General features: G+C 33.9%; 23 protein-coding genes. 19 read left to right on the top strand and 4 right to left on the bottom strand.

The genetic code is table 11. The features are described from left to right. Positions 1-38 precede the first annotated feature (38 nt). Positions 39-281 (top strand): hypothetical protein, encoded by a 243-nt coding sequence (locus DFQ02_RS02395; RefSeq protein ID WP_116039374.1) that lies wholly within the window; start codon positions 39-41, stop codon positions 279-281. On the opposite strand, the gene thiL is transcribed toward DFQ02_RS02395, so the two are convergent. Next, positions 271-1,317, bottom strand: a complete 1,047-nt coding sequence (thiL, locus tag DFQ02_RS02400) for a thiamine-phosphate kinase (RefSeq protein ID WP_116039375.1) — start codon at positions 1,315-1,317, stop codon at positions 271-273. The genes DFQ02_RS02395 and thiL overlap by 11 nt on opposite strands. Positions 1,318-1,485: 168 nt before the next feature. Here thiL and DFQ02_RS02405 point away from each other — a divergent pair, with 168 nt between their 5' ends. The 17 genes from DFQ02_RS02405 (at position 1,486) to DFQ02_RS02485 (ending at position 16,575) form a co-directional block, all read left to right on the top strand. After that, on the top strand, positions 1,486-2,868 hold the full coding sequence (locus tag DFQ02_RS02405) for a choice-of-anchor B family protein (protein WP_245940190.1): 1,383 nt from the start codon (positions 1,486-1,488) through the stop codon (positions 2,866-2,868). A 9-nt stretch (positions 2,869-2,877) separates the two neighbouring features. Next, positions 2,878-4,233, top strand: a complete 1,356-nt coding sequence (locus tag DFQ02_RS02410; RefSeq protein WP_116039376.1) for a hypothetical protein — start codon at positions 2,878-2,880, stop codon at positions 4,231-4,233. 6 nt (positions 4,234-4,239) lie between these two features. Then, a complete protein-coding gene (locus DFQ02_RS02415; RefSeq protein WP_181896336.1) occupies positions 4,240-5,007 on the top strand; it encodes an MbnP family protein in 768 nt (255 codons plus the stop codon). Positions 5,008-5,010: 3 nt separating this feature from the next. Next, complete coding sequence (locus DFQ02_RS02420) at positions 5,011-6,078, top strand: cytochrome-c peroxidase (RefSeq protein WP_116039378.1); 1,068 nt, start codon at positions 5,011-5,013, stop codon at positions 6,076-6,078. 106 nt (positions 6,079-6,184) lie between these two features. Further along, positions 6,185-6,514: a HesB/IscA family protein gene (locus DFQ02_RS02425; RefSeq protein WP_116039379.1), complete on the top strand. Its 330-nt coding sequence runs from the start codon at positions 6,185-6,187 to the stop codon at positions 6,512-6,514. 17 nt (positions 6,515-6,531) lie between these two features. After that, positions 6,532-7,980, top strand: a complete 1,449-nt coding sequence (gene sufB / locus DFQ02_RS02430; protein ID WP_116039380.1) for a Fe-S cluster assembly protein SufB — start codon at positions 6,532-6,534, stop codon at positions 7,978-7,980. 11 nt (positions 7,981-7,991) lie between these two features. Beyond that, on the top strand, positions 7,992-8,354 hold the full coding sequence (locus DFQ02_RS02435; RefSeq protein WP_116039381.1) for a hypothetical protein: 363 nt from the start codon (positions 7,992-7,994) through the stop codon (positions 8,352-8,354). A gap of 2 nt (positions 8,355-8,356) precedes the next feature. Continuing rightward, a complete protein-coding gene (gene sufC, locus DFQ02_RS02440) occupies positions 8,357-9,109 on the top strand; it encodes a Fe-S cluster assembly ATPase SufC (protein WP_116039382.1) in 753 nt (250 codons plus the stop codon). 79 nt (positions 9,110-9,188) lie between these two features. After that, positions 9,189-10,502 (top strand): Fe-S cluster assembly protein SufD, encoded by a 1,314-nt coding sequence (sufD, locus tag DFQ02_RS02445; protein WP_116039383.1) that lies wholly within the window; start codon positions 9,189-9,191, stop codon positions 10,500-10,502. 33 nt (positions 10,503-10,535) lie between these two features. After that, complete coding sequence (locus tag DFQ02_RS02450; RefSeq protein ID WP_116039384.1) at positions 10,536-11,750, top strand: aminotransferase class V-fold PLP-dependent enzyme; 1,215 nt, start codon at positions 10,536-10,538, stop codon at positions 11,748-11,750. 122 nt (positions 11,751-11,872) lie between these two features. Continuing rightward, a complete protein-coding gene (locus DFQ02_RS02455) occupies positions 11,873-13,009 on the top strand; it encodes a zinc metalloprotease (RefSeq protein ID WP_116039385.1) in 1,137 nt (378 codons plus the stop codon). 73 nt (positions 13,010-13,082) lie between these two features. Then, entirely contained in the window at positions 13,083-13,850 is a 768-nt protein-coding gene (locus DFQ02_RS02460) for an META domain-containing protein (protein ID WP_116039386.1), read from the top strand. Positions 13,851-13,889: 39 nt separating this feature from the next. Next, positions 13,890-14,312 carry a SufE family protein gene (locus DFQ02_RS02465; protein ID WP_116039387.1) on the top strand — a complete coding sequence of 141 codons (423 nt, stop codon included), beginning with the start codon at positions 13,890-13,892 and terminating at the stop codon, positions 14,310-14,312. Positions 14,313-14,383: 71 nt separating this feature from the next. After that, positions 14,384-14,710 carry an SUF system Fe-S cluster assembly protein gene (locus DFQ02_RS02470; protein WP_116039388.1) on the top strand — a complete coding sequence of 109 codons (327 nt, stop codon included), beginning with the start codon at positions 14,384-14,386 and terminating at the stop codon, positions 14,708-14,710. A gap of 10 nt (positions 14,711-14,720) precedes the next feature. Further along, on the top strand, positions 14,721-15,056 hold the full coding sequence (locus DFQ02_RS02475; protein WP_116039389.1) for a cupin domain-containing protein: 336 nt from the start codon (positions 14,721-14,723) through the stop codon (positions 15,054-15,056). A gap of 2 nt (positions 15,057-15,058) precedes the next feature. Beyond that, a complete protein-coding gene (locus tag DFQ02_RS02480) occupies positions 15,059-15,565 on the top strand; it encodes a DUF2480 family protein (protein ID WP_116039390.1) in 507 nt (168 codons plus the stop codon). Between the two features lie 71 nt (positions 15,566-15,636). Then, complete coding sequence (locus tag DFQ02_RS02485) at positions 15,637-16,575, top strand: DUF3078 domain-containing protein (protein WP_116039391.1); 939 nt, start codon at positions 15,637-15,639, stop codon at positions 16,573-16,575. Positions 16,576-16,639: 64 nt separating this feature from the next. Here DFQ02_RS02485 and hflX read toward each other — a convergent pair whose 3' ends face one another. After that, the gene (gene hflX / locus DFQ02_RS02490) at positions 16,640-17,854 is read right to left on the bottom strand and encodes a GTPase HflX (protein WP_116039392.1); all 1,215 of its coding nucleotides are present in this window, start codon (positions 17,852-17,854) and stop codon (positions 16,640-16,642) included. A gap of 76 nt (positions 17,855-17,930) precedes the next feature. On the opposite strand from hflX, the gene DFQ02_RS02495 reads away from it, so the two are divergent. Continuing rightward, the gene (locus DFQ02_RS02495) at positions 17,931-18,899 is read left to right on the top strand and encodes an endonuclease/exonuclease/phosphatase family protein (RefSeq protein ID WP_116039393.1); all 969 of its coding nucleotides are present in this window, start codon (positions 17,931-17,933) and stop codon (positions 18,897-18,899) included. 42 nt (positions 18,900-18,941) lie between these two features. Here DFQ02_RS02495 and DFQ02_RS02500 read toward each other — a convergent pair whose 3' ends face one another. Continuing rightward, positions 18,942-20,417 carry a DUF5689 domain-containing protein gene (locus tag DFQ02_RS02500; protein WP_116039394.1) on the bottom strand — a complete coding sequence of 492 codons (1,476 nt, stop codon included), beginning with the start codon at positions 20,415-20,417 and terminating at the stop codon, positions 18,942-18,944. Positions 20,418-20,475: 58 nt separating this feature from the next. Further along, positions 20,476-23,280: a carboxypeptidase-like regulatory domain-containing protein gene (locus DFQ02_RS02505; protein WP_116039395.1), complete on the bottom strand. Its 2,805-nt coding sequence runs from the start codon at positions 23,278-23,280 to the stop codon at positions 20,476-20,478. Between the last annotated feature and the right edge of the window lie 102 nt (positions 23,281-23,382).

Raw genomic sequence — 23,382 nt, forward strand, 5'->3', positions numbered from 1 at the left:
CGATTGAACCTGAGTATTAAATTAATAGCAAAAAGTAAATGAAAAACATTCATTGCAAAATGTTTGGACACGATTTCAATATAAGTCGGCACATAACATTTTATGTAAAAGAATACACCTGTAAAAACTGCAAAAAAGAATTCACGACAAACAGTACTGGCACTTTAACAGAGCTTACACCCAAATACAGAGAGATAAATGCTGTTTTAGAAAATATCCATAAAAAACGGCTTCGTAAAAGAAGAAAACTAAACCCAGATTTATTAGTTTTTAGACATTAAAGTTTTTCCAACCTTGAGCTTTGAGCTCTATTCTTGTTTCTGCCCTAGTTACCAAATGCATTCCTGCTTCTTTATCTTTTATATAACCAATTACCGATAAATTAGGATTTGCCTTAATTTTTGGGAAATCGTCTTGTGAAATGGTAAACAACAATTCATAATCTTCCCCCCCGTTCAAAGCCACTGTGGTACTATCAATATTAAACTCTTCACAAGTAGAGATTACTTGCGGGTCTAATGGAATTTTATTTTCGTATAAATCACAACCAACTTGACTCTGTTTACATAGGTGTATAATTTCAGAAGATAAGCCATCACTTACATCAATCATAGCGGTTGGTTTAACACCTAAATCTTTTAGTAACTTAACAATATCTTTTCTAGCCTCTGGTTTCAGTTGGCGTTCTACTATATAGGAATAGGGTTCTAGATCTGGCTGGTTGTTGGGATTAACTTTATAAACTTCTTTTTCTCTTTCTAAAACCTGCAGCCCCATATAAGCCCCTCCTAAATCGCCAGAAACAACTAACAAATCGTTAGGTTGAGCCCCGTTTCTATAAACTTCATTATCATTTTCAACTTCACCGATGGCCGTCACAGAAATTAATAATCCTGTTGTAGACGAGGTTGTATCACCACCAACAACATCAATGTTATAAATTTTAGAAGCTGTTTCTATACCAGCATATAATTCTTCTAAAGCCTCTAAAGGGAACCTATTTGAAACAGCCACAGAAACGGTAACTTGCATAGCATGAGCGTTCATAGCATACACATCTGATAAATTTACCATAATAGCTTTATATCCTAAATGCTTAAGAGGCATATAACTTAAATCAAAATGAACACCTTCAACAAGCAAGTCTGTAGTTACTACTATCTTCCTTTGTTTAAAATTTAAAACCGCTGCATCATCACCAATACCCTTAATTGTTGATTTGTGTTTTATCTCAAAGTTTTTAGTTATATGATCAATTAACTTAAACTCGCCTAGATCACTTAATTTGGTTCTTTGTTGGTTTTTATCTTCTATCATGATGCAAAAATAAGAAGGTATTTTGTTTAGCCTACTATTAAAACTATAAAACCATCCTATAAACATAGAACAGTACTATTTTACGTTTTTATCCGTTAAATAACCAGGCGTTTGAAGGTTAGTTAGGTAATAATCTCTAAATTTGATAGAAAAGAAAAAATTGCACAAATGAAACGTATCCTCAAGAAACTCTTTCTCTACATCATAGGTAGCGTGTTTGGAGTTTTTTTTATTTGCACACAAGGTTGTAACACAGAGCCTGTTGAATTCAATCCTCCAACTATGGATACCGATAATGATGGGGTTTTAGATGACGTAGACAACTGTTTATCCATATATAATCCCAACCAAAATGACGATGATAATGATGGAATCGGGAATGCCTGTGATGACGATTATATAAACCCTAACATTCCTCTAGCCTATTGTGAAAATGGCTTTGCTGATATATATCCTTGCAATGATTATGATTTAATGACACACATCCCTTTATCAACTTTTAACGCATCAGACGGAAATGATTGTTGGGGATGGGTAGACCCTGTAACCAATAAAGAATATGCTTTAATGGGGCTAGATAATGGTATTGCTTTTATTGATATTTCAGCACCAAGCGCCCCCATCTATTTAGGCAAACTTCCTACAGCCACTATATCAAGCACATGGAGAGATGTAAAAGTATATAATGATTATGCGTTTATAGTTGCCGATAATGTTACTGGTGAAGATAGTCATGGCATGCAACTTTTTAATCTTACAAGGTTAAGGAATATTACAAATCCACCCGAAAATTTTGCTGCAGATAATCGGTTTACTGGCTTTGGACGAGCGCACAACATAGTCATAAATGAAGAAAGTGGCTATGCCTATATTGTTGGCGGCAATCGAAATAGCACTTATGCGGGTGGCCCAATTTTTATTAATATTCAAAACCCTTTATCTCCAATTATAGAGGGAGGCTTTAGTGCTGGAGGTTATTCTCATGACGCACAAGTGGTAACTTATAATGGTCCTGACGCCGATTATACCGGAAAGGAAATTTTTATTGGCAGTAACGAAAATGAAGTGGTTATTGCTGATGTTTCAGACAAACTAAATCCTAAAATTATTTCTACAATTACCTATAGTAATGTTTGGTATGCACATCAAGGATGGTTTACATTAGATATGAAATATTTTATTCTTGGTGATGAGCTAGATGAGTTAAGAATTGGAATTAACACCAAAACTGTTGTTTTCGACTTTACAGATTTAGATAACCCACAATTTTATTTCAATTACTTTGGTCCTTCAGCGGCTATTGACCATAATGGCTATGTAAAAAACAATGCTTATTATTTTGCTAGTTACAGGGCTGGTTTAAGGGTTTTAGATATTTCTAATATAAATAACGCTTCTTTTACCGAAATAGGTTACTTTGACACCTACCCTGAAGACAATGGAACCGCTTTTGATGGCGCTTGGAGTGTTTACCCTTACTTACCAAGTGGCAATATTATTATTAGCGACATCAACAGAGGACTTTTTATAGTTAGAAAAAGTGGTACATAATATTACGTTATGTTTAGTCGTTCAAAAAAATATAATCTCCTAACGTATTTGCTCATTTTTATTCTTTTGGCTTTTAATTGTTCTAAAAACGAATCACCAACAAAACCAAATAATAAACCCATTGAAAAAGAAATCGATTTTATAAAAACCTTTGGAGGTTCAAAAAACGAAAGCGCACGGTCTGCTATAAAAACTCTAGATGGCGGTTATGCTATTTTAGGGTTCACTCAAAGTGGCGATGGAGATATTTTGAACAAAACTAATGAATCTTTTGATTATCTTTTACTTAAATACAGTCAAGACCATATATTACAATGGCAAAAGACCTATGGCGGAAGCGATGATGACCGGGGAAGTGACATCATCAAAACCTCAGATGGCGGATATGCTATTCTAGGATCTAGCAAAAGTAATGATGGTGATGTTTCAGAAAATAATGGTTTTAATGATTTTTGGCTTTTAAAAAGTAATAGTTTTGGAGATATCATTTGGGAAAAAACTTTTGGATTTTCAGGAGCCGATGATGGTTTATCTATTATCCAAACTCAAGACGCTGGTTTTCTAATTGTTGGCGTTTTAGATGTAACGGCATCTGCTGGTCAAGGGAACACAAAATTATCATCAAAAAGACACGCTGGCGGCGATTATTGGGCTATTAAATTAAATTCTACCGGAACACTTCAGTGGAGTAAATATTTTGGTGGTACGTTTACAGATACCCCTTATGACGTTATCCAAACGGATGATAATGGCTATATTATTGTAGGGTCTTCAGACAGTACTGATGTGGATATAAAAAACAATAAAGGCTCTTACGACTTTTGGATTATTAAAATTTCTGAAATAGGAGAACTAGTTTGGGAAAAATCTTTCGGGGGTTCACAAGCTGATGAAGCCAGAGGCATTGTTAAAACCAATGATGGAAACTACCTCATAATAGGAGATACAAGAAGTGAAGACACAGATGTTTCATTAAATAAAGGCGCTGCTGATTTTTGGATAATTAAGATGTCTCCTAATGGCGATTTAATTTGGGAAAAGACCTTTGGAGGGAGTAGTTTTGATGCAGCTCGTTCTGTCTCTAAAACCCAAGATGGTGGTTTTATTATCTGTGGAAGTTCCAGAAGTGCCAACGTAGACCTCAACAATAACTATGGGCAAAACGATGCTTGGGTAATCAAAATAGATAATAATGGGAATATCATATGGCAAAAAAGCATTGGTGGAACCGAAGTAGATTTAGCCTATGATGCCATTGAGCTTAATGACAATAGCGTAATTATTATTGGGGAATCCAGTAGTTCTAATCTTGATATTACAGAAAATAAAGGGTTTTCAGATTTGTTAATTTTTAAAACAAAATAATATATAGTGACAAAAATTGCCTCAACATTATTAATACTTTTAAGTTTACTTTCGTGTAGTTCAGATGATGAAAAAAATCCCGTAAATATAACCTTTAAAGTTAACCACTACTGGGATGGAACTTCGGTTACCAATGCAGATTTTAACACTATTAAATTCATTAATGCTAATGGTAACCAATTAAGTATTGAACGATTAAGATATTTGATTTCAAATATCAAACTAAAAAAATCAAACAATGAAGTAATGGTTATAGAATCCTATAAACTTGTTGATGTTACTGACAATATAAACCTGAGTTTTTCACCCTCAGTAAATATTCCAAGAGGAACGTATTCTAACCTTTCATTTACGTTCGGATTTAATAATGAAGATAACTACATTGAGGATGGTTATAATGATTTGAATGTAGCCATTTTTAATGTACCCGCCATGTTGGGCGGTGGTTATCATTATATGCAATTGGATGGTAAATTTATAAATAGTGACAGTGAAGAACAAGGTTATAATTATCATGCCATTAAAGCGGTAGATAATCCTGGAGCTAACCCAACATTTCCGCAAGATACCTACTTTGAAGTGAACCTAGGAAGTGTTACCATATCAAACAATACCGTTTTAAATATAGAAATGAATATTGCAGAATGGTTTAAAAATCCGCATATCTGGGATTTGAATCTACTAAACCAAATGTTGATGCCTAATTCATCGGCACAAATTATGATGTATGATAACGGACAGAGTGTTTTCTCCCTAAAGCCAGATAATCCTTAATTAATGACTCGATGGCTATTCATATTAACCTTTATTTTTGTCGCTCTTTCTTGTGAAAAGGAAACTGTTGACAAACCAGCTACTGGCCCCACACCTAGTCCGCTTCAAATTCCAGAACTATTCTCTAATAATTTATTGGACCCAGTTATTCCCTTTGACAATCCACAGACCAAAGAAGGTGTTGCGTTAGGGAATAAGCTATTTGTTGACCCTATTTTATCACTTAACAACTCGCAATCCTGTGCAGATTGTCATATTAGCAAAAAGGCATTTTCTGACAGCGATAGATTTAGTGAAGGTGTAGAAGGCATTAGAGGGAATAGAAATTCTATGCCACTATTTAATTTGGCTTGGAACTTTGATGAAAAATTCTTTTGGGATGGAAACACCTTTAGTCTAGAACATCAGGCTTTTATTCCTGTTACAGATCCTATTGAAATGAATACAACTTGGGCAGATGTTGAACAAAAACTACAACAACACCCAGAATACCCTACACTTTTTGAACGGGCTTTTGGAACTTCAATCATAGACTCGACTCTTGTAGTTAAAGCCATTGCACAATTTGAACGAACGCTTATCTCTGCTAATTCTAAATTTGATAAATTTCTTTTAGGAGACGTTGAACTAACTCCTGAGGAATTAAACGGTTTCAATGTCTTTATGGATGAAGCAAAAGGAGACTGTTTTCATTGTCATGGGAACGAAAGAAATCCGTTATGGACTGATAATAGATTTCATAATAATGGACTCGATTCTCAATTTACCGATTTAGGTCATGGAGCTATAACTGGTGACCCTGCTGACAACGGAAAATTCAAAACACCTTCACTTCGCAACTTACAGTTTACCGCACCCTATATGCACGATGGAAGATTTGCTACTCTAGACGACGTTATAAACCACTACAGCGAAGGGCTTCAAAATTCCCCAACTATAGACCCACTTATGAAAAAAGTCAACCAAGGAGGTGTTCAATTAAGCCCTGAAGATAAGGCAGATTTAAAGGCGTTTCTTTTAACTCTTTCAGACTTTGAATTTGTCAATAATCTTATTTTTAAAAATCAATAATAAAAAACTATAAAACCATTTATTAATATAATGTTAGGTTCTGTGGTAATCCGTGACTTAAATTGTATATTTGCACTCTATTTAGAGTCAATCTAATTAAAAACAAATGATTAAAGTCTCAGAAACAGCAAAGAAAAAAGTAATTGAGCTCATGACCGAAGACGGTTATGACGCCTCTACAGATTTTATTCGTGTTGGTGTGAAAAGTGGCGGTTGTTCTGGTCTATCTTATGATTTAAAATTTGATAAAGAACAACAGGAAGACGACAAAGTTTTTGAAGATAATGGTGTAAAAATCATTGTAGACAAAAAGAGCTTTTTATACCTCATTGGCACTACCTTAGAGTATTCTGGTGGGTTGAACGGAACTGGGTTTGTTTTTAACAACCCTAATGCCAATAGAACTTGTGGTTGTGGCGAATCATTTTCGCTTTAATTTTTAAGAAAATATTTATGTCGAAATATACTGAGGACGATTTAAGAGAAGAATTAAAAACCAAGGAATATGAATACGGTTTTTATACTGATATTAAATCAGAGACTTTCCCTAATGGTTTAAACGAAGATATAGTAAGAGCTATTTCAAAAAAGAAAGAAGAACCAGAATGGATGACTGAATGGCGTTTGGAAGCATTCAAAATCTGGAAAGATATGGAGGAACCTGAATGGGCAAATGTGAACTATGAAAAGCCCGATTTTCAAGCCATTTCATACTACTCAGCGCCTAACAGTAAGCCCAAATATAACAGTATTGATGAAGTTGACCCAGAACTATTGGAAACTTTCAACAAGCTAGGTATTTCATTAGACGAGCAAAAGAAACTAGCTGGTGTTGCTATGGATGTAGTTGTAGACTCTGTTTCGGTAGCAACAACTTTTAAAGAAACTTTGGCAGAACAAGGCATTATTTTCATGAGTATTTCTGAAGCGATTCAAGAGCATCCAGAATTGGTTAAGAAATACATAGGCACTGTAGTTCCTCAAAGAGATAATTTCTATGCCGCCTTAAACAGTGCTGTATTTAGTGATGGTAGTTTCTGTTACATTCCAAAAGGAGTTAAGTGCCCAATGGAATTATCTACATACTTCAGAATTAATCAAGCAGGAACTGGTCAGTTTGAAAGAACTTTGGTTATTGCAGACAAAGGTAGTTATGTGAGTTACCTTGAAGGTTGTACGGCACCTAGCAGAGATGAAAACCAATTACATGCAGCAGTTGTAGAATTAATTGCTCTTGATGATGCTGAAATAAAATATTCAACCGTACAAAACTGGTTCCCTGGAAATGCCGAAGGCAAAGGTGGTGTTTACAATTTTGTGACCAAACGTGGTTTGTGTGAAACCAATGCAAAAATCTCTTGGACGCAAGTTGAAACAGGAAGTGCCGTAACCTGGAAATATCCTTCATGTGTATTGAAAGGCAATAATTCTGTTGGAGAGTTTTATTCCATAGCGGTGACTAATAACTACCAACAAGCCGATACTGGAACAAAAATGATTCATCTTGGTAAGAATACCAAATCAACCATCATTTCAAAAGGTATTTCAGCAGGAAAATCGCAAAATTCCTATCGAGGTTTGGTTCAAATAAACTCAAGAGCTGAAAATGCTCGTAACTTTTCTCAGTGTGATAGCTTATTAATGGGTAATGAGTGTGGAGCACATACATTTCCATACATTGAAGTAAAAAACCAATCTGCCCAAATAGAGCACGAAGCAACAACAAGTAAAATTGGTGAAGATCAAATATTTTATTGTAACCAAAGAGGTATTGATACCGAAAAGGCCATAGCTTTAATCGTGAATGGCTTTAGCAAAGAAGTGTTAAACAAACTACCAATGGAATTTGCAGTTGAAGCACAAAAATTATTAGAAATAAGTTTAGAGGGAAGCGTTGGATAAAATTTCTTTTTATGAAAAAGCTAATCATTCTTTTTATTTGTGCATTTTCATTTTTTCTCAGTTGTAAACATGAAGAAAAAAGCGGTAAAATAATTTCGGGCGACTATGTGTTTCATGGTGATGCTGCCGTTTTACAAACAGACACACTCATATATGGAGTCATCATCAATGAAAAAGCGCTTGAATTAAATCAAAAAGCAGAACCTTTAAAAAACCAGCTAACAGATATGGTTAGGGTTCAACTTAGAGGTATTATAAATAAAGCAAAACACGAAACCATTCTTTGGGAAGACAAATTAGAAATAATAGAAATACTAAAAGTTGAAGCACTTCCTAATGATGATTATAATGACGTTATTAAACTAAGCCAGTAAATATGTTAAAGATAGAAAACTTACACGCAGGTGTTGAAGATAAGAGTATATTAAAAGGTATTAACCTAGAGGTAAAAGCAGGTGAAGTTCATGCCATAATGGGACCAAATGGTTCAGGTAAAAGCACTCTATCATCTGTAATAGCAGGTAAAGAAGAGTACGAGGTTTCAGAAGGAAGCATCATTTTTGAAGGTGAAGATATTGAAGAACTAGAAGCCGATGAACGTGCCCACAAAGGCATCTTCCTTTCATTTCAATATCCTGTTGAAATCCCAGGAGTTTCGGTCACCAACTTTATTAAAACAGCTATCAACGAAACTAGAAAGGCAAAAGGTTTAGAGGAGATGCCTGCTAAAGATATGCTTAAGTTAATCCGTGAAAAATCAGATTTACTTGAAATAGATAGAAAATTTTTATCGCGCTCATTGAACGAAGGGTTTTCAGGTGGTGAAAAGAAACGTAATGAGATTTTCCAAATGGCTATGTTAGAACCAAAATTAGCCATTCTTGATGAAACCGATTCTGGATTAGATATCGATGCGCTTCGTATTGTTGCCAATGGTGTTAACAAACTCAAAAGCAAAAACAATGCAGTTATTGTAATTACGCATTACCAAAGGTTATTAGATTATATTGTTCCAGACTATGTTCATGTTTTACACGATGGTAAAATTGTAAAATCTGGAAGTAAAGAGTTAGCACACGAGCTTGAGGAAAAAGGATACGATTGGATTAAAGAAGAAGTAGGCGTTTAGCTGGTAACCAGTTGGCAGTATACAGTTAGCAGTCATCTGAACTGTAGACTAAATACTGAACCCCGAACACAGAAGAAATATGGACTTAAAAGAAAAACTATTATCATCATTTTTAGTATTCGAAAATCAATCAGAAATTGATTCTTACGTAAGCGATGTTAGAAATGATGCCATAAAAATGTTTGAGAAAAAAGGCTTCCCCACCAAAAAAGATGAAGCTTGGAAATACACTTCTTTAAACAAACTTTTAAAAGAAGACTATAGTGTATTCCCTAAACAGGAAAATGCTCTTGAATACAGGGACGTTGAGAAGTATTTTATTCACGACATAGACAGTTATAAAATCATCTTTGTTGATGGCAAGTATTCATCACATCTTTCTGAAACAACGCATGATGGTTTAGATGTTTGCTTAATGTCTGCAGCATTAAACAAGCCAAAATACAGATTGGTAATTGAAAACTATTTCAATAAAGCTGCCACAACTGATAGTTTATCTTCTTTAAATACAGCCTTTTCAAAAGAAGGTGCCTACGTACATATTCCGAAAGGAAAAATAATTGAAAAGCCCATTCAGATTATTCATTTTTCAACAGGTAACGAATCTGCTACCATGTTACAACCCCGTAACCTGATAGTTGTTGAAGAGAATTCTCATGTGCAGATAATTGAGTGCCACCAAAGTTTAACGAGTAACCCTGTATTAACTAACAGCGTTACTGAAATTTTTGCCAAAAAGCGCGCTATTATTGATTATTATAAAATTCAAAACGATACGCAAGAAGCTTCATTAATTGATAACACATTTATAAAACAAAAGCAAGAAAGTATCGCCTCTGTTCATACATTTTCTTTTGGCGGCAAATTAACACGCAATAACCTTAACTTTTATCAAGAAGGAGAACGTATTGATTCTACTTTAAAAGGTGTTACTATTATTGGAGACAAACAACATGTTGACCATAATACGTTGGTACACCACATTGAACCTAATTGCGAAAGTCATCAAGATTATAAAGGTATTTTTGCCGATAATGCTACTGGGGTTTTTAATGGCAAGGTAATAGTCGAAAAAGAGGCTCAAAAAACCAATGCATTTCAGGCCAATAACAACATCCTAATCAGTGACAAAGCTACCATTAACACGAAACCTCAATTAGAGATTTTTGCAGATGATGTTAAATGCTCACATGGATGTACCGTTGGGCAATTAGATGAAAGTGCGCTTTTTTATATGCGTTCTCGTGGAATTCCCGAAAAAGAAGCCAAAGCTTTATTAATGTATGCGTTTAGTAATAATGTTTTAAGTTCTGTAAAAATTCCAGAATTAAAGCTTAGAATTACCAAAATTATTGCCAACAAGTTGGGTGTAAATATTGGGTTTGATTTATAAACTAAGTCTACTACAAAAGGCTTTCTACTACTCATGTTTGATGTTGAAAAAATAAGAAAAGATTTCCCCATTCTTTCAAGGAAAGTTAATGGTAAACCTTTGGTGTATTTTGACAATGCAGCTACATCTCAAACACCCCAACAAGTTATTGATGTCATTGTAGACTACTATCATAATTACAATGCAAACATCCACAGAGGTGTACATACCTTAAGCCAAGAAGCTACCGATTTATACGAGCAATCCAGACAAAAAATCCAGAAACATTTTAATGCGAAATTTTCACATGAAATCATCTTTACGTCGGGTACTACTCATGGAATTAACCTTGTAGCAAACGGATTTTCATCTATTCTAAAAAAAGGTGATGATATTATTGTCTCGGCATTAGAGCATCATAGCAATATTGTTCCGTGGCAAATGTTATGTGAGCGCACTGGAGCCAACCTTAAAGTCATTCCTATGAATGATGAAGGTGAGTTGGTAATGTCTGCTTATGACAGATTACTCTCTAAGAACACCAAGTTGGTTTTTGTTAATCATATTTCGAATGCCTTAGGAACTATAAATCCTATTGAATATATCATTGAAAAAGCACATGATAGTGGAGCTGCGATTTTAATTGATGGCGCCCAAGCTTGCCCACACATTAAACCCGATCTTCAAGGGTTAGATGTTGACTTTTATGTAGCCTCTGCTCATAAAATGTGTGGTCCAACTGGTGTTGGCATGCTTTATGGAAAAGAAGCATGGTTAAAAAAGTTACCACCATACCAAGGCGGTGGAGAAATGATTGCCGAAGTAACGTTTGAAAAAACCACCTATGCCGATTTACCTCATAAATTTGAAGCTGGAACTCCCAACATAGCTGGAGGTATTGTTTTTGGAGCAGCCATAGATTATATGAATAGTATTGGATTTGATACCATAGCCAAATATGAAAATGAATTACTACAATATGCTAGCCAAAAACTTTTAGCAATTGAAGGCTTAAAGATATATGGTACAGCAAAAAATAAAACCTCGGTGATATCATTTAATTTAGAGGGTATTCACCCTTACGATGTTGGTTCTATTCTAGATAAACTAGGAATTGCCGTTCGTACGGGACATCACTGTGCACAGCCTATTATGGATTACTACAAAATCCCAGGAACCATCAGAGCTTCCTTTGCTTTTTATAACACCAAGGCTGAAATTGACACTTTAGTTGAAGGCGTTAAAAAAGCTAAAATGATGTTGTCTTAATTCTTGTCTTTTCTGACATCACGAAACTTTTTATCGGTTTTTTAATCCTCATCTCAGAATTATTCGCTAGAAGTCAATTAAAAATAATATCTTCATCATTAACTAATTTTAATTAACGTATAATGAAAAAACTACTTTTAGGTTTTCTAGTAATGGTACTTCTAGTTCTTAGTTGTGATAAAGACATTCAAAACCCTAATCAAGAATTGACTCAAGATTCTATTGATATGAGTGATTTTTATGTTTATACCGATACCAAGACAAACGGTACAGCTAAAGTAGCGCATGGAGAACAATCTTTTTTTAATTGTTTTACCATGGAAAACTTAAATCGTTTACTAAATGAAAATCCTGACCTAGAGAAAAAGATGTATGATATTGAATACAATACTCGTAAATTTATTTCTGAAAATAATTTAAAACCTGGCAAAGGCAATGGAGGCAATGGCTCTGGAGGCAACGGTGGTTCTGGAGGAGGCAGTGGTGGTTCAGGTACTGATGGAATTACACCCTATACTGTCTTTTCAGGAACTAATACCATTCCAGTAATATTTCATATCATTTATAGTTCAAGTTCAGAAAATATTCTAGATTCACAATTAAATGACCAGATAGAAGCTTTACAAGAAGATTTTAATGCCAACAATCCAAATAATCAAAATATACCACTTGATTTTCAAGGTATTGAAGCAAATATTGGCGTAAATTTTAAGTTAGCTGGAGTAGTTAGGGTTCAAAGCAAAAAAAGAAGTTGGAGACCTGATGATTCTATGAAATTTACTTCATCTGGGGGAAGTGATGTTATTGATCCTGAACATTATCTTAATATTTGGGTGGTAAATAGTATGCCTTATATGGGTGGATATATTTTGGGCTATGCACAATTTCCAGGAGGTAGTTGGTCTACAGACGGCATAGTTCTTGACCATCGCTTTGTAGGCATCACGCAATATTCTACTGGCAGAACTGCAACCCATGAAATTGGTCACTGGATGGATCTTAGACATATATGGGGTGATGGCCCTTGTGGTTATGATGATTATGTAGTTGATACTCCAGAAGCAGATAGCTACAATACAGGTTGTTATACATATCCAGGCCCAACTAGTTGTAACTCACATGACATGTTTATGAACTTTATGGATTACACCGATGACACTTGCATGAACCTGTTTACAATTGGTCAAAAAGCAAGAATGGCGGCTACATTTAATGCCGAAAATAGTTTTAGAAAAAACATGGGCATAACAATAAATTAGTAAAAAACCACATTATAATTTTAAAGGTGCTTAGGTGTCTTTTTTGTGAATTTAATTTTAAATTAACTTTACTATGAAATGGATATTGATGCTTTTCACTATTATCTCATTAAAAACATGTGATAATTCCGGTATACTAAATCAAAATATCATGTTGAATGGCACCTATAACATTATAACTTTAAATGGTAAAGATATTTCAGAATTTGAGCTTACAATCGCTTTTAACGATTCTACTGAACAGGTTTCAGGGTTCTCAGGCTGCAACCGATTTTTCGGCCCCTATACCATTGATCGTAATACTTTAAAATTGGGACCATTGGCTTCGACCAAGAGAATGTGTTCTCCTAAATTTAATGATGTAGAAAGTAAAATTTTGGACGCACTATTAAAACTAAACTCCTTTTCAGTTGATGATGATATTTTAAAACTATTAGGAGATAACAATATCCTAATTCAGGCAATAAAACTAGAAAATGATTCCTTATCAATTTCATTTGAATATACAACTCATTCTAGAGGAAATTTTCAAAATATAAAAGTTAACGAAAAGTCCATTTCCGTTCAAAATAAGAGAAATGGCTCCATAATTAAATATACCTGCGATAATGAACAATGGAAAAAATTAATGGAGTCTACTAAAACCATTAATATTAAAGCCATCCAAAATTTAGAAGCCCCTTCTCAAAAACGACTCTATGACGGTGCAGCTATGGCTACACTAAAAATTATTTATGATGGTAAAACTTATATTACCCCAACTTTTGACCACGGTAATCCACATCCAGAAATAGTGAATCTTGTTAAAGAAATCTTATCAACAGCCCAAAATATTGAATAGCAATTTTAGTTGTTGTATTTTTGCTTAAAATTTGAAACTGTGACTATTGAAGAAATTCAAAATGAGATTATAGACGAATTCTCAATGTTTGACGATTGGGAAGAACGTTATCAATACATGATAGATTTAGGAAAAGAATTACCCTTAATTGATGACCAATACAAAACTGACAGCAATATTATTAAAGGTTGCCAGAGTAAAGTTTGGGTGCATGCAGAAATGAATGATGATAAATTGCAATTTACTGCCGACAGTGATGCTATCATCACCAAAGGCATTATTGCTATTTTAATTCGTGCTTTTTCTAATCAGCACCCCAAAGATATTATTGATGCAGACACCAGTTTTATAGACAAAATTGGATTAAAAGAGCATTTATCACCAACTCGTGCCAATGGTTTAGTCAGTATGGTGAAGCAGTTAAAGATGTACGCTATAGCGTATCAAACACAATTAAATTAGTTGATTTGTTGAAGGGTATAATCGTTGAATCGATTAAACAAATAAACAGATAAACGATTAAACATCAAAACATGAGCGAAACAAAAATAGACACAAATGCCCTTGGCGAAAAAATAGTAAACGTTTTAAAAACGATATACGATCCTGAAATTCCTGTTGATATTTATGAACTAGGTTTGATATATGATGTTTTTGTAAACGAGGACTACGATGTCAAAATATTAATGACACTAACAACTCCCAATTGTCCTGTTGCTGAAACACTACCCCTTGAGGTTGAAGAAAAAGTAAAATCACTTGATGCTGTAAAAAGTGCCGAAGTTGAAATTACTTTTGATCCGCCTTGGTCTCAAGACTTAATGAGTGAAGAAGCTAAGTTAGAGTTGGGGATGTTATAATACTTAATTAATGGTAGAGGTTGTTAAACAAAATGAAAATATAGAAACTTTAAGTTCTTCACTTCACAGAAAGGTTATCCATTTAAAGGAACTTATGGTTACTGTAATTGAGTTTTCTAATGGACCAATGAAAGAACCAGATTTACCACATAACCATCCACATGAACAAATTACTTACGTAGCTAGTGGCTCTTTAAAATTTTTTATTGAAGACCGAGAATATACCTTAAATGAAGGTGATGTTATTAAAATAGCTTCAAACTTAAATCATTCTGTTCAGACACTCACAGAGAAAGTGAAGCTTATTGATAGTTTTTCCCCAATAAGAAAAGATTTTTTAAAATAGAAATGGCAGACGAAATAGTAAATCGCGTAGCGAATAGCAAGTTAGTCACTTTAGACCTTGAAGACTTTTACCCTAAAGGCAAGCGCATTCTTTTTGATATTAAAGACTGGCTTTTTGAAGGTTTTGTTTTGCGTGAAAAAGATTTTAGGAAACAAGCCAAAACTTTTGACTGGGTTCAATATCAAGATTCTTATATAGCCTTAACTTGTAGTACAGATGCTATCATTCCCGGATGGGCTTTTATGCTTTTAAGTATTTACTTAGAACCATATGCTAAAAAAGTTGTTGTTGGAAATTTGGAAACATTAGAAACTTCAATTTATCAAGATATCATTAATGATATAGATATTAATGAATACAAGGATAAGCCCATTATTATTAAAGGTTGTTCAAACAAACCTGTGCCTCAAAATGCTTATATTATGCTTACAAATAAGCTAAAACCTGTTGTAAAATCCATTATGTACGGCGAAGCTTGTTCGTCGGTACCACTTTACAAAAACAAATAATTTAATGTAACTTTATTATAGAAAAGGGTCAAAAACCAATATTTACAAAACCTAATTAATCAAATATTAAAATGAAAAAAGTACTACTAGTATGCTTTCTGTTTATTGGAATTTTAACAATAAACGCTCAAACAAAAGAAGAATTACAAACTAAAAAAGCCGAAAAACAAGCAGAAGCTGATGCGGCTCTTAAAGAAGTAAAGGCTTTACAAAGTCAAATAGATGCACTCCCAGGATGGAAAATAGGGGCTTTTGGTACCATTGGAGGAAGTTTATCTAACTTCAATAATTGGTATGCACAAGGCTCGCCAAATAATAGTTCAGGAAATATTGGGTTTACTGTTAACGCATTTGCTAATTTGATTCAGGAAAAATTTTTTTGGAGAAATGCTGTAACCTCAAATCTTAATTGGGTGAAATTGGATGACAAAGACAATCCTAATGATGACGACAGCTTCAAACCTACTACAGATGTGTTCAATATATCATCACTTTATGGAAGAAAATTGAATGAGAAATTTGCTATTTCAGGAATGGGTGAATACAGAACTACTTTATTAGATAACTTTAATGACCCTGGTTATTTAGATTTGGGTGTAGGAGGAACATGGACTCCCACAAAAAACTTAGTGGTTGTTATTCATCCTTTAAACTATAACTTTGTTTTTAGCAGTGGTGATACAGTTTTTGAATCATCTATGGGAGCTAAAATTGTAGCTGACTATACTAGAGAAATTGGAGCTATTAACTTTAAATCAAACCTTTCCACATTCCAAAGTTATAAAAGTAGTAATTACTCTAACTGGACATGGACTAACTCATTCAGTTATAAACTATGGAAAGTAATTGGTATTGGTTTTGATTTTGGTTTGAGAAGCAATAAACAGGAAGCTGTAAATTACATTCAAAATTTAGATCCAACCGATGGTGGTGATCCCAACGCCACATTTGATAATGTAGACAACGATTTACAAACCTATTGGACAATAGGTTTAAGCTACAAATTCTAGGCTAAAACGTTTATAAAAAAAGGGGCTTATTTTGAAATAAGCCCCTTTTTTAATTACTCCATTACTACATATCCTCATAATTATAATCAGGATACAAGAAATGATTGTAAGGAAAGCGTGTGATATGAATTTCTCTGACTTCATCATACACCCGTTTTTTAAAATCTTCTAAATTACTTTTATTGACAGCAGAAATAAATAAGGCATTGTTGCCAATTTTACTCATCCAAGTGTTTTTCCATTCCTCTAAACTATAATTAGCTTTGGTTCTTTCAGCATCTATATCGTCCTCATCAAGTGGTTCAGATTTGTAAGCATCAATTTTATTAAACACCATAATAGTTGGCTTATCACTACTATCAATCTCTCCCAAAATTTTGTTCACAGAATCTATGTGCTCTTCAAAATTAGGATGAGAAATATCTACCACGTGCAATAACAAATCAGCTTCTCTAACTTCATCCAATGTACTTTTAAAACTATCAACCAATTGAGTTGGTAATTTCCTAATAAATCCAACTGTGTCACTTAGCAAAAATGGCAAGTTTTGTATAACTACCTTTCTAACAGTAGTATCTAGAGTTGCAAAAAGCTTATTTTCAGCAAACACTTCACTTTTACTAATCACATTCATTAAAGTAGATTTGCCAACATTGGTGTATCCTACAAGTGCTACCCGAACCATTTTACCACGATTTCCTCGCTGCACCGCCATTTGTTTATCAATGGTTTTAATTTTAGCCTTTAACAAGGCTATTTTATCACGTACAATACGCCTATCTGTTTCAATTTCTGTTTCACCGGGACCACGCATTCCAATTCCACCTTTTTGGCGTTCAAGATGTGTCCACATACCTCTAAGCCGTGGTAGCAGATATTCACATTGTGCCAGCTCAACTTGTGTTCTAGCATAACTCGTTTGGGCACGTTGGGCAAAAATATCAAGGATTAAGTTAGTTCTATCTAAAACCTTTACGTTTAATATTTTACTGATATTCCGTTCTTGAGCAGCCGATAACTCATCATCAAAAATGGCAGTACCCACTTCATTCTCTTCAATAAACTGACGCACATCTTCCATTTTTCCAGATCCTATAAAAGTTTTTGGATTGGGCATGTCCATTTTTTGGGTAAAACGGGCCAATACATCCCCACCAGCTGTATAAGTTAAAAACTCCAACTCGTCTAAATATTCTTTAGATTGCGCCTCGTCTTGATCTTTAGTTATAATACCTATTAAAACCGCCTTCTCTAAAGCTATGTCCTTCTTCTCTATCATAAATGTAAATAATGTACAAAGTTACGTAATTACAACTACTTATAATTTTATATTTTAGAGGTCAACTTTTTAGAATATGAGCGATTTGTTTGGTGACATTCCCTTGAAAAAAAATATGCAAACCATTGCCTTTTATAACGTAGAAAACCTATTTGATATTTATAAAGACCAACATACCAATGATAATGATTTTATACCTACTTCAGCTAAAAAATGGACCGATAAACGTTATGAAAATAAACTTAGAAAATTAGGATTTGCTATATCAAATATTGGAAGAAAAGAAACAGGAAAACACCCTGCTATTGTTGGCTTAGCCGAAGTTGAAAACGCCAAGGTTATTCAAGACCTTTTAAACTCAAAACACTTGAATGAATACGATTATGATTATGTACATTACGAATCACCTGACGAACGTGGTATTGATGTTGCCTTAATGTATGACAAAACTGCTTTTAAAGTCTCTCATTCTGAATCATACATGGTATTATTAACAAATGACAATGGTGCTACAGACTATACCCGAGATATCCTGTTAGTTTCTGGTAATCTAGATGGTGAACCTATGCATATCATTGTTAACCATTGGTCTTCTAGACGAGAGGGCACCCAAGAAAGTGAAAGTAAACGATTGGCTTCCTCAGAAAAAGTTGGACATATTATTACTTTATTAAGAACCCAAAACAACAACTCTAAAATAGTTATCATTGGCGATTTTAATGATGAACCACACAACAATAGTATTATAAGATTGATTGAAAATCATGGGTTATATAATCCTTTTGAAACAATGCGTTCTTATAATAGAGGAACGGTTTCTAGATATAGGCGGTGGAGTTTATTTGATCAAATTTTCTTTACCACCAACTTTTTTAAAAGCTCTAAAGATGAATTTGAATACTATAATGCTAATATTTTTGATGAAGATTTCTTAAAGCAATTTAGAGGTAAGTTTAAAGGCGCTCCTTTTAGAACCTATGTTGGTAAAAAATATAAAGGTGGTTATAGTGACCACTTTCCAGTATATGCTGTTTTTAAGAAATAAAAAAGCCTGCAAGTAAGCAGGCTTTCCCAAATTATATCCTTTCTAATAATCTATGCTAATTTCATCCAGTTCATAGGTGCCATCAAAATCTGCTTCACCACTACCAGTATATTTAAAAGCAATATACATGGTTCCCGATGCACAAGATAAATCTACAATTCCAGAATCGAACCACGCCCCAAAGAAATCACTATCCTGGGTAATATAACCATCTGTTAAAATACCCCAAGTTGCTGTAGCAATACCTTCCGTAGTTCCATCCCAATCGTTTGAGAAAAGTAATTCCATGTCACTACCATCAGAAAAGCTATTTGATGTTTTATAAACCAAGGTTTCATTATCTTGGGCATCCAAATTAATAGCCGGAGAAATTAACCAAGCAACACTAGAAGCATCTCCTGATCGAAAAGAACCAACTCTAGCCGAAACTCCTAAAGACGAATTTGTACCACCGGAAAAATAGGCTTCCCAACCTTCTGTTCCAGACTCAATATAGTTTGTCCAACCATTACCAGAAATAAGCGAACCAATAGATTGTGATTCAAAATCATCAGCAAATAAATTATTTGTTCCTTGTGTTGATGCTAATCCACAACTTAGTTCTATAGGATCACAACGTTCAGAACTGTCAAAGGTTATATCTGCTCTACTATTTATAAGTAGAACACTAAAATCATCTCTGAAATCCCGACTAAATATTCCTTTAATAGATCCTCTTAATTGAGGCACAGCGAGAGATTTAAAGTCAGCAAAAGTACTTGTTTGTAAAATTAAAGTACTATTATCTGAGCAACTCTCCAAAGTTCTAAATCCATCAAACTCATCACTTACATCTCCAGCAAAGGTTTTATCTAATTCATTTCTGTTAATTTGCACATCATCCAATTGAATAAATGTATTCTCGTCTAATTCTGATAAGTTAGAAATTGTTGTAATCTTTGGAAGTATTTCTGCTACTTCAGGACTTCTCATTATAAAATCTTTAAATTCATAAGCTTGAATTTGTCCCACTTGAGTTCCATCAGGTTTTCCTAAGACCAATACTCCGTTAGACTCACCAACAGCTAATCCGTTCAATTTTATAAATACTTTGCGTCCAAACTCATAAGTATTATAAAGACTGCTAACATTAACTTCTACCCTAAACCCTAAGCGCGGGTTTTCATCTGGGTTACTATCATCTGCATAATTTTGAATAATTAATTCCTCGAAAAAATTTCCAGCTTTATCACTTGACACAACGTATCCAGTTATATATAGATCGGCTTCATCGGTTTCAAAAACACCAATATCGCTCCCTCTTTCGTTATCGTCAAGTTCTCCATCTTCATCTGCATCTACAGCAGAGACATAGCGTTGTACTACTGCTTTAAATGTTGTGATATTATTTTGAGAAACATCGGGTTCATTAGTAGATAAATTAGGGATAACATAATCATCATCTTGAACACATGAAGTAATAACTACTACAAATGCAAAAACACCTAAGAGGATTAAAATTTTATTCACTTTATTCATAATTAAGTTTTTCTAATTTTAGGAGTTCTTTTTATCTCCTTTTATATTAAATATTATTTTATAATCTAAAGTTAACGTTTACGAAATAAGTTGTTCCGCGACCGTACCAATATCTCGATCCAAAAACTGGAGTATCTAGGTTTTTATCATCTCGCAATTGTCTAAAATTGGCATTTCTACCTTGCTCGAAACCTCCTGTTTTATATACCTCATCTAAGAGGTTATTAATACTAGCGAATATGCTAACATATTTATCTCCTAATTTCCAAGATTTACCTCCAATTAGGTTTACTACCATATAATCATCAAAACGTTCTTGTTTTAATAATTCTCTGGCTAGGTCTTCATCATAATCATTAAATGGGTTGCCATCAAAATCAGTGGTAAAATTTTCAGACCTTATTAGTGGACTTACATCAACGTAAGTATTAGTAAAAAAATTAGCGGTAGCAGCTACCCACCAATAATCTGGATCGCGATATTCGAACCCTACTGAATATGCTCTATGTGGTCCTGCAGCCAACTTGTAATCTTTTAAGTTTGATTTTCCAAAATCTTTAAAACCATTTACAAATCCAGCTGCTATTGATTCATCATCAGCCTCTGTGGTTAAAAACAAATTAGGGTTATTGTCATAGGTGAATTGTCCTACAGAGGCAACTCCCCTGAGTTTAATAGTTGGCGTTATTTGAGCTTCAACCCCCAATTCACCTCCTATATGCCTTTTATCTATGCCTTGAAGTATCTCTTGAATAAAGGCCGTATTATCGCCTCCTATACCATCAGCAAAGAAAAATGATATTTCATTAGCATCTTCTATTTTAGTGTAGTATCCTGTTAATTTAGCATTTACTTTTGGTGATCTAAAAATATAGCTAACATCTGAAGATAAAATTTTCTCTTCTGTAATATTAGGAACCACATTATGATTTTCTCGAGCATTTGAATAAGTATTACGTAATGAAGGAGCCCGAGTAATATAACCTGCATTAATATCGAATACATGTTTTCCAGTAAGTTTATAAGTAAGACCTCCTTTAGCACCAATGCCTGCAAATTTCAACTTATCACCTTTACCAAGTGAGTTATCTGGAAAACCTCCATTTTGATATATACCATCTCTCTGATATTGTGTATTGGTAATACTTCCAGATAAATAAAAGTCTATCTTATTATATTTAAATTGAGCTTGTGCATAGCCGCTAATAATATCTGCAAATAAATTATAATTGTAAGCAAATCTATCACCCTCTCCAACCAACCTATTTGGGTTTAATAAGTCGTTTTGGGCTTCATTAATATTGGTAGCAAAAGCATCAACATCTAAAAAAGTAGTTGCTCCCAATAAATCAATAATTTCAGCAAAGTTCTCTGACTTAAGTGATCTATAATTTAGTGCCGCATTGACTAAAATATTATCATTTAGTTCTGAACTAAAAATGGTATTAAGTGTAAGTTGTTTGTCATCAGACCTATCTTCGTAAAGTGCATAAATAGCATTACCTCCATTTTGAGCATTTAAAATATTAGCTTCGTAAAGTGCATTCCAATCTATTTGACCATCGTTTAAAAATTGTTGTTGAAGACCATAAGCAATACTTGTGTCATCTGGAAAGTTTCTCAAGGCATAACTTGGTAATTTTTGATAGTAAGTGGGACTAGGATTTAATGCTCCTCCCTCAGGAAAACCGTTGACTAAATCAGTTCCATTATTACTCAAACGGCTATTCCCGATTTTCCCAAATTGATACCCTATGTTTGTATTCAATTTAGTTTTACTTGATAAATCCCAGTAATGGTTAAGCATTATTATAGGTTCATCCACTTCTTTTATACGCGAATTGCGCTTTTCTCCATTCTGCCATCCCCAGTACTCATTATACTTTATATCTTTTAAATCAAATACCTCCTGGGTATTGGGAGAAGATTTCCCTCTTCTATTGGGGGCATATATAGAGGTAAAACTTAAACTATGCTTATCATTTATTTTTTTTTCTACAGATGCAAAAAAAGAATTTGAGTCATATAATGTACCATCTTGAAACCCTTCATTTCCCCAACGTCTTCCAATTGAAACCGTAAACGCCCAATCTCCTTCGATCAATCCACTAGCGTAAGTTGCCATAAGCCTATTTGTATAACTTCTATTTGAAGACGAATATGTTATTCTACCTCCTGGTCTTGCTTGAGTAGCTCTTACATTAATATTGGTTGTTCCTAAAATACCTCCAAAATTATAATTAGAAGGTGCCAATCCAACAGTTAGTTCTTGATTTCTAACGACATCATTTAACCCACCCCAATTACTCCATTGAGGTCTCCCGTTAAATAATTTATTCATCTCTATACCATTGATTAGCACAGATCCATGCTCAGAATCTAACCCCCTTACTCTAAAAAAGGAAGAACTAAATTCAAAAGCAGCAGTTCTTTGGAAAACATTCATCGAAGATGCTAATAAGCCAGCAATATTATCGGCCCCACTTTCATCATTATCTAGTTGATCATCAGACAGCGTAATAGTAAATAATTCTTCGGATGAAGAATCGTCTACTTCCAAAGTCATGTCAAATATTTTAACTGTTTGATTTTCATATACAACAATTGGAAATCTTTTGGTAATGTAACCTATTTTAGAAATTCTCAAAACTTGCTCTCCAAATGGCACATTAAAAGCAAATAAAAATCCCCCTTTGTCTCCTGTTATCGTATTTAACTCTGTACCCTCAATTTCAACTATTACATCAGGAATAAGTTCAAATGAAACAGCATCTCTAACACTACCCTTTATTTGGGTTTGTTGTGCTGATACTGGAAAAAATGAAAAAACTCCCAATAAAAAAATGAGTAATATTTTCTTCATACTTTAATTTATAATTAATACTTTGAGTATTACTAAATAATGATTATTTAGTATAATCAAATTTACGTTATTTAAAGCAAATATTTACTTTTGGCTTAAACT

The sequence above is a fragment of the Seonamhaeicola aphaedonensis genome, from assembly GCF_003386195.1.
Taxonomy (GTDB): Bacteria; Bacteroidota; Bacteroidia; order Flavobacteriales; family Flavobacteriaceae; genus Seonamhaeicola; species Seonamhaeicola aphaedonensis.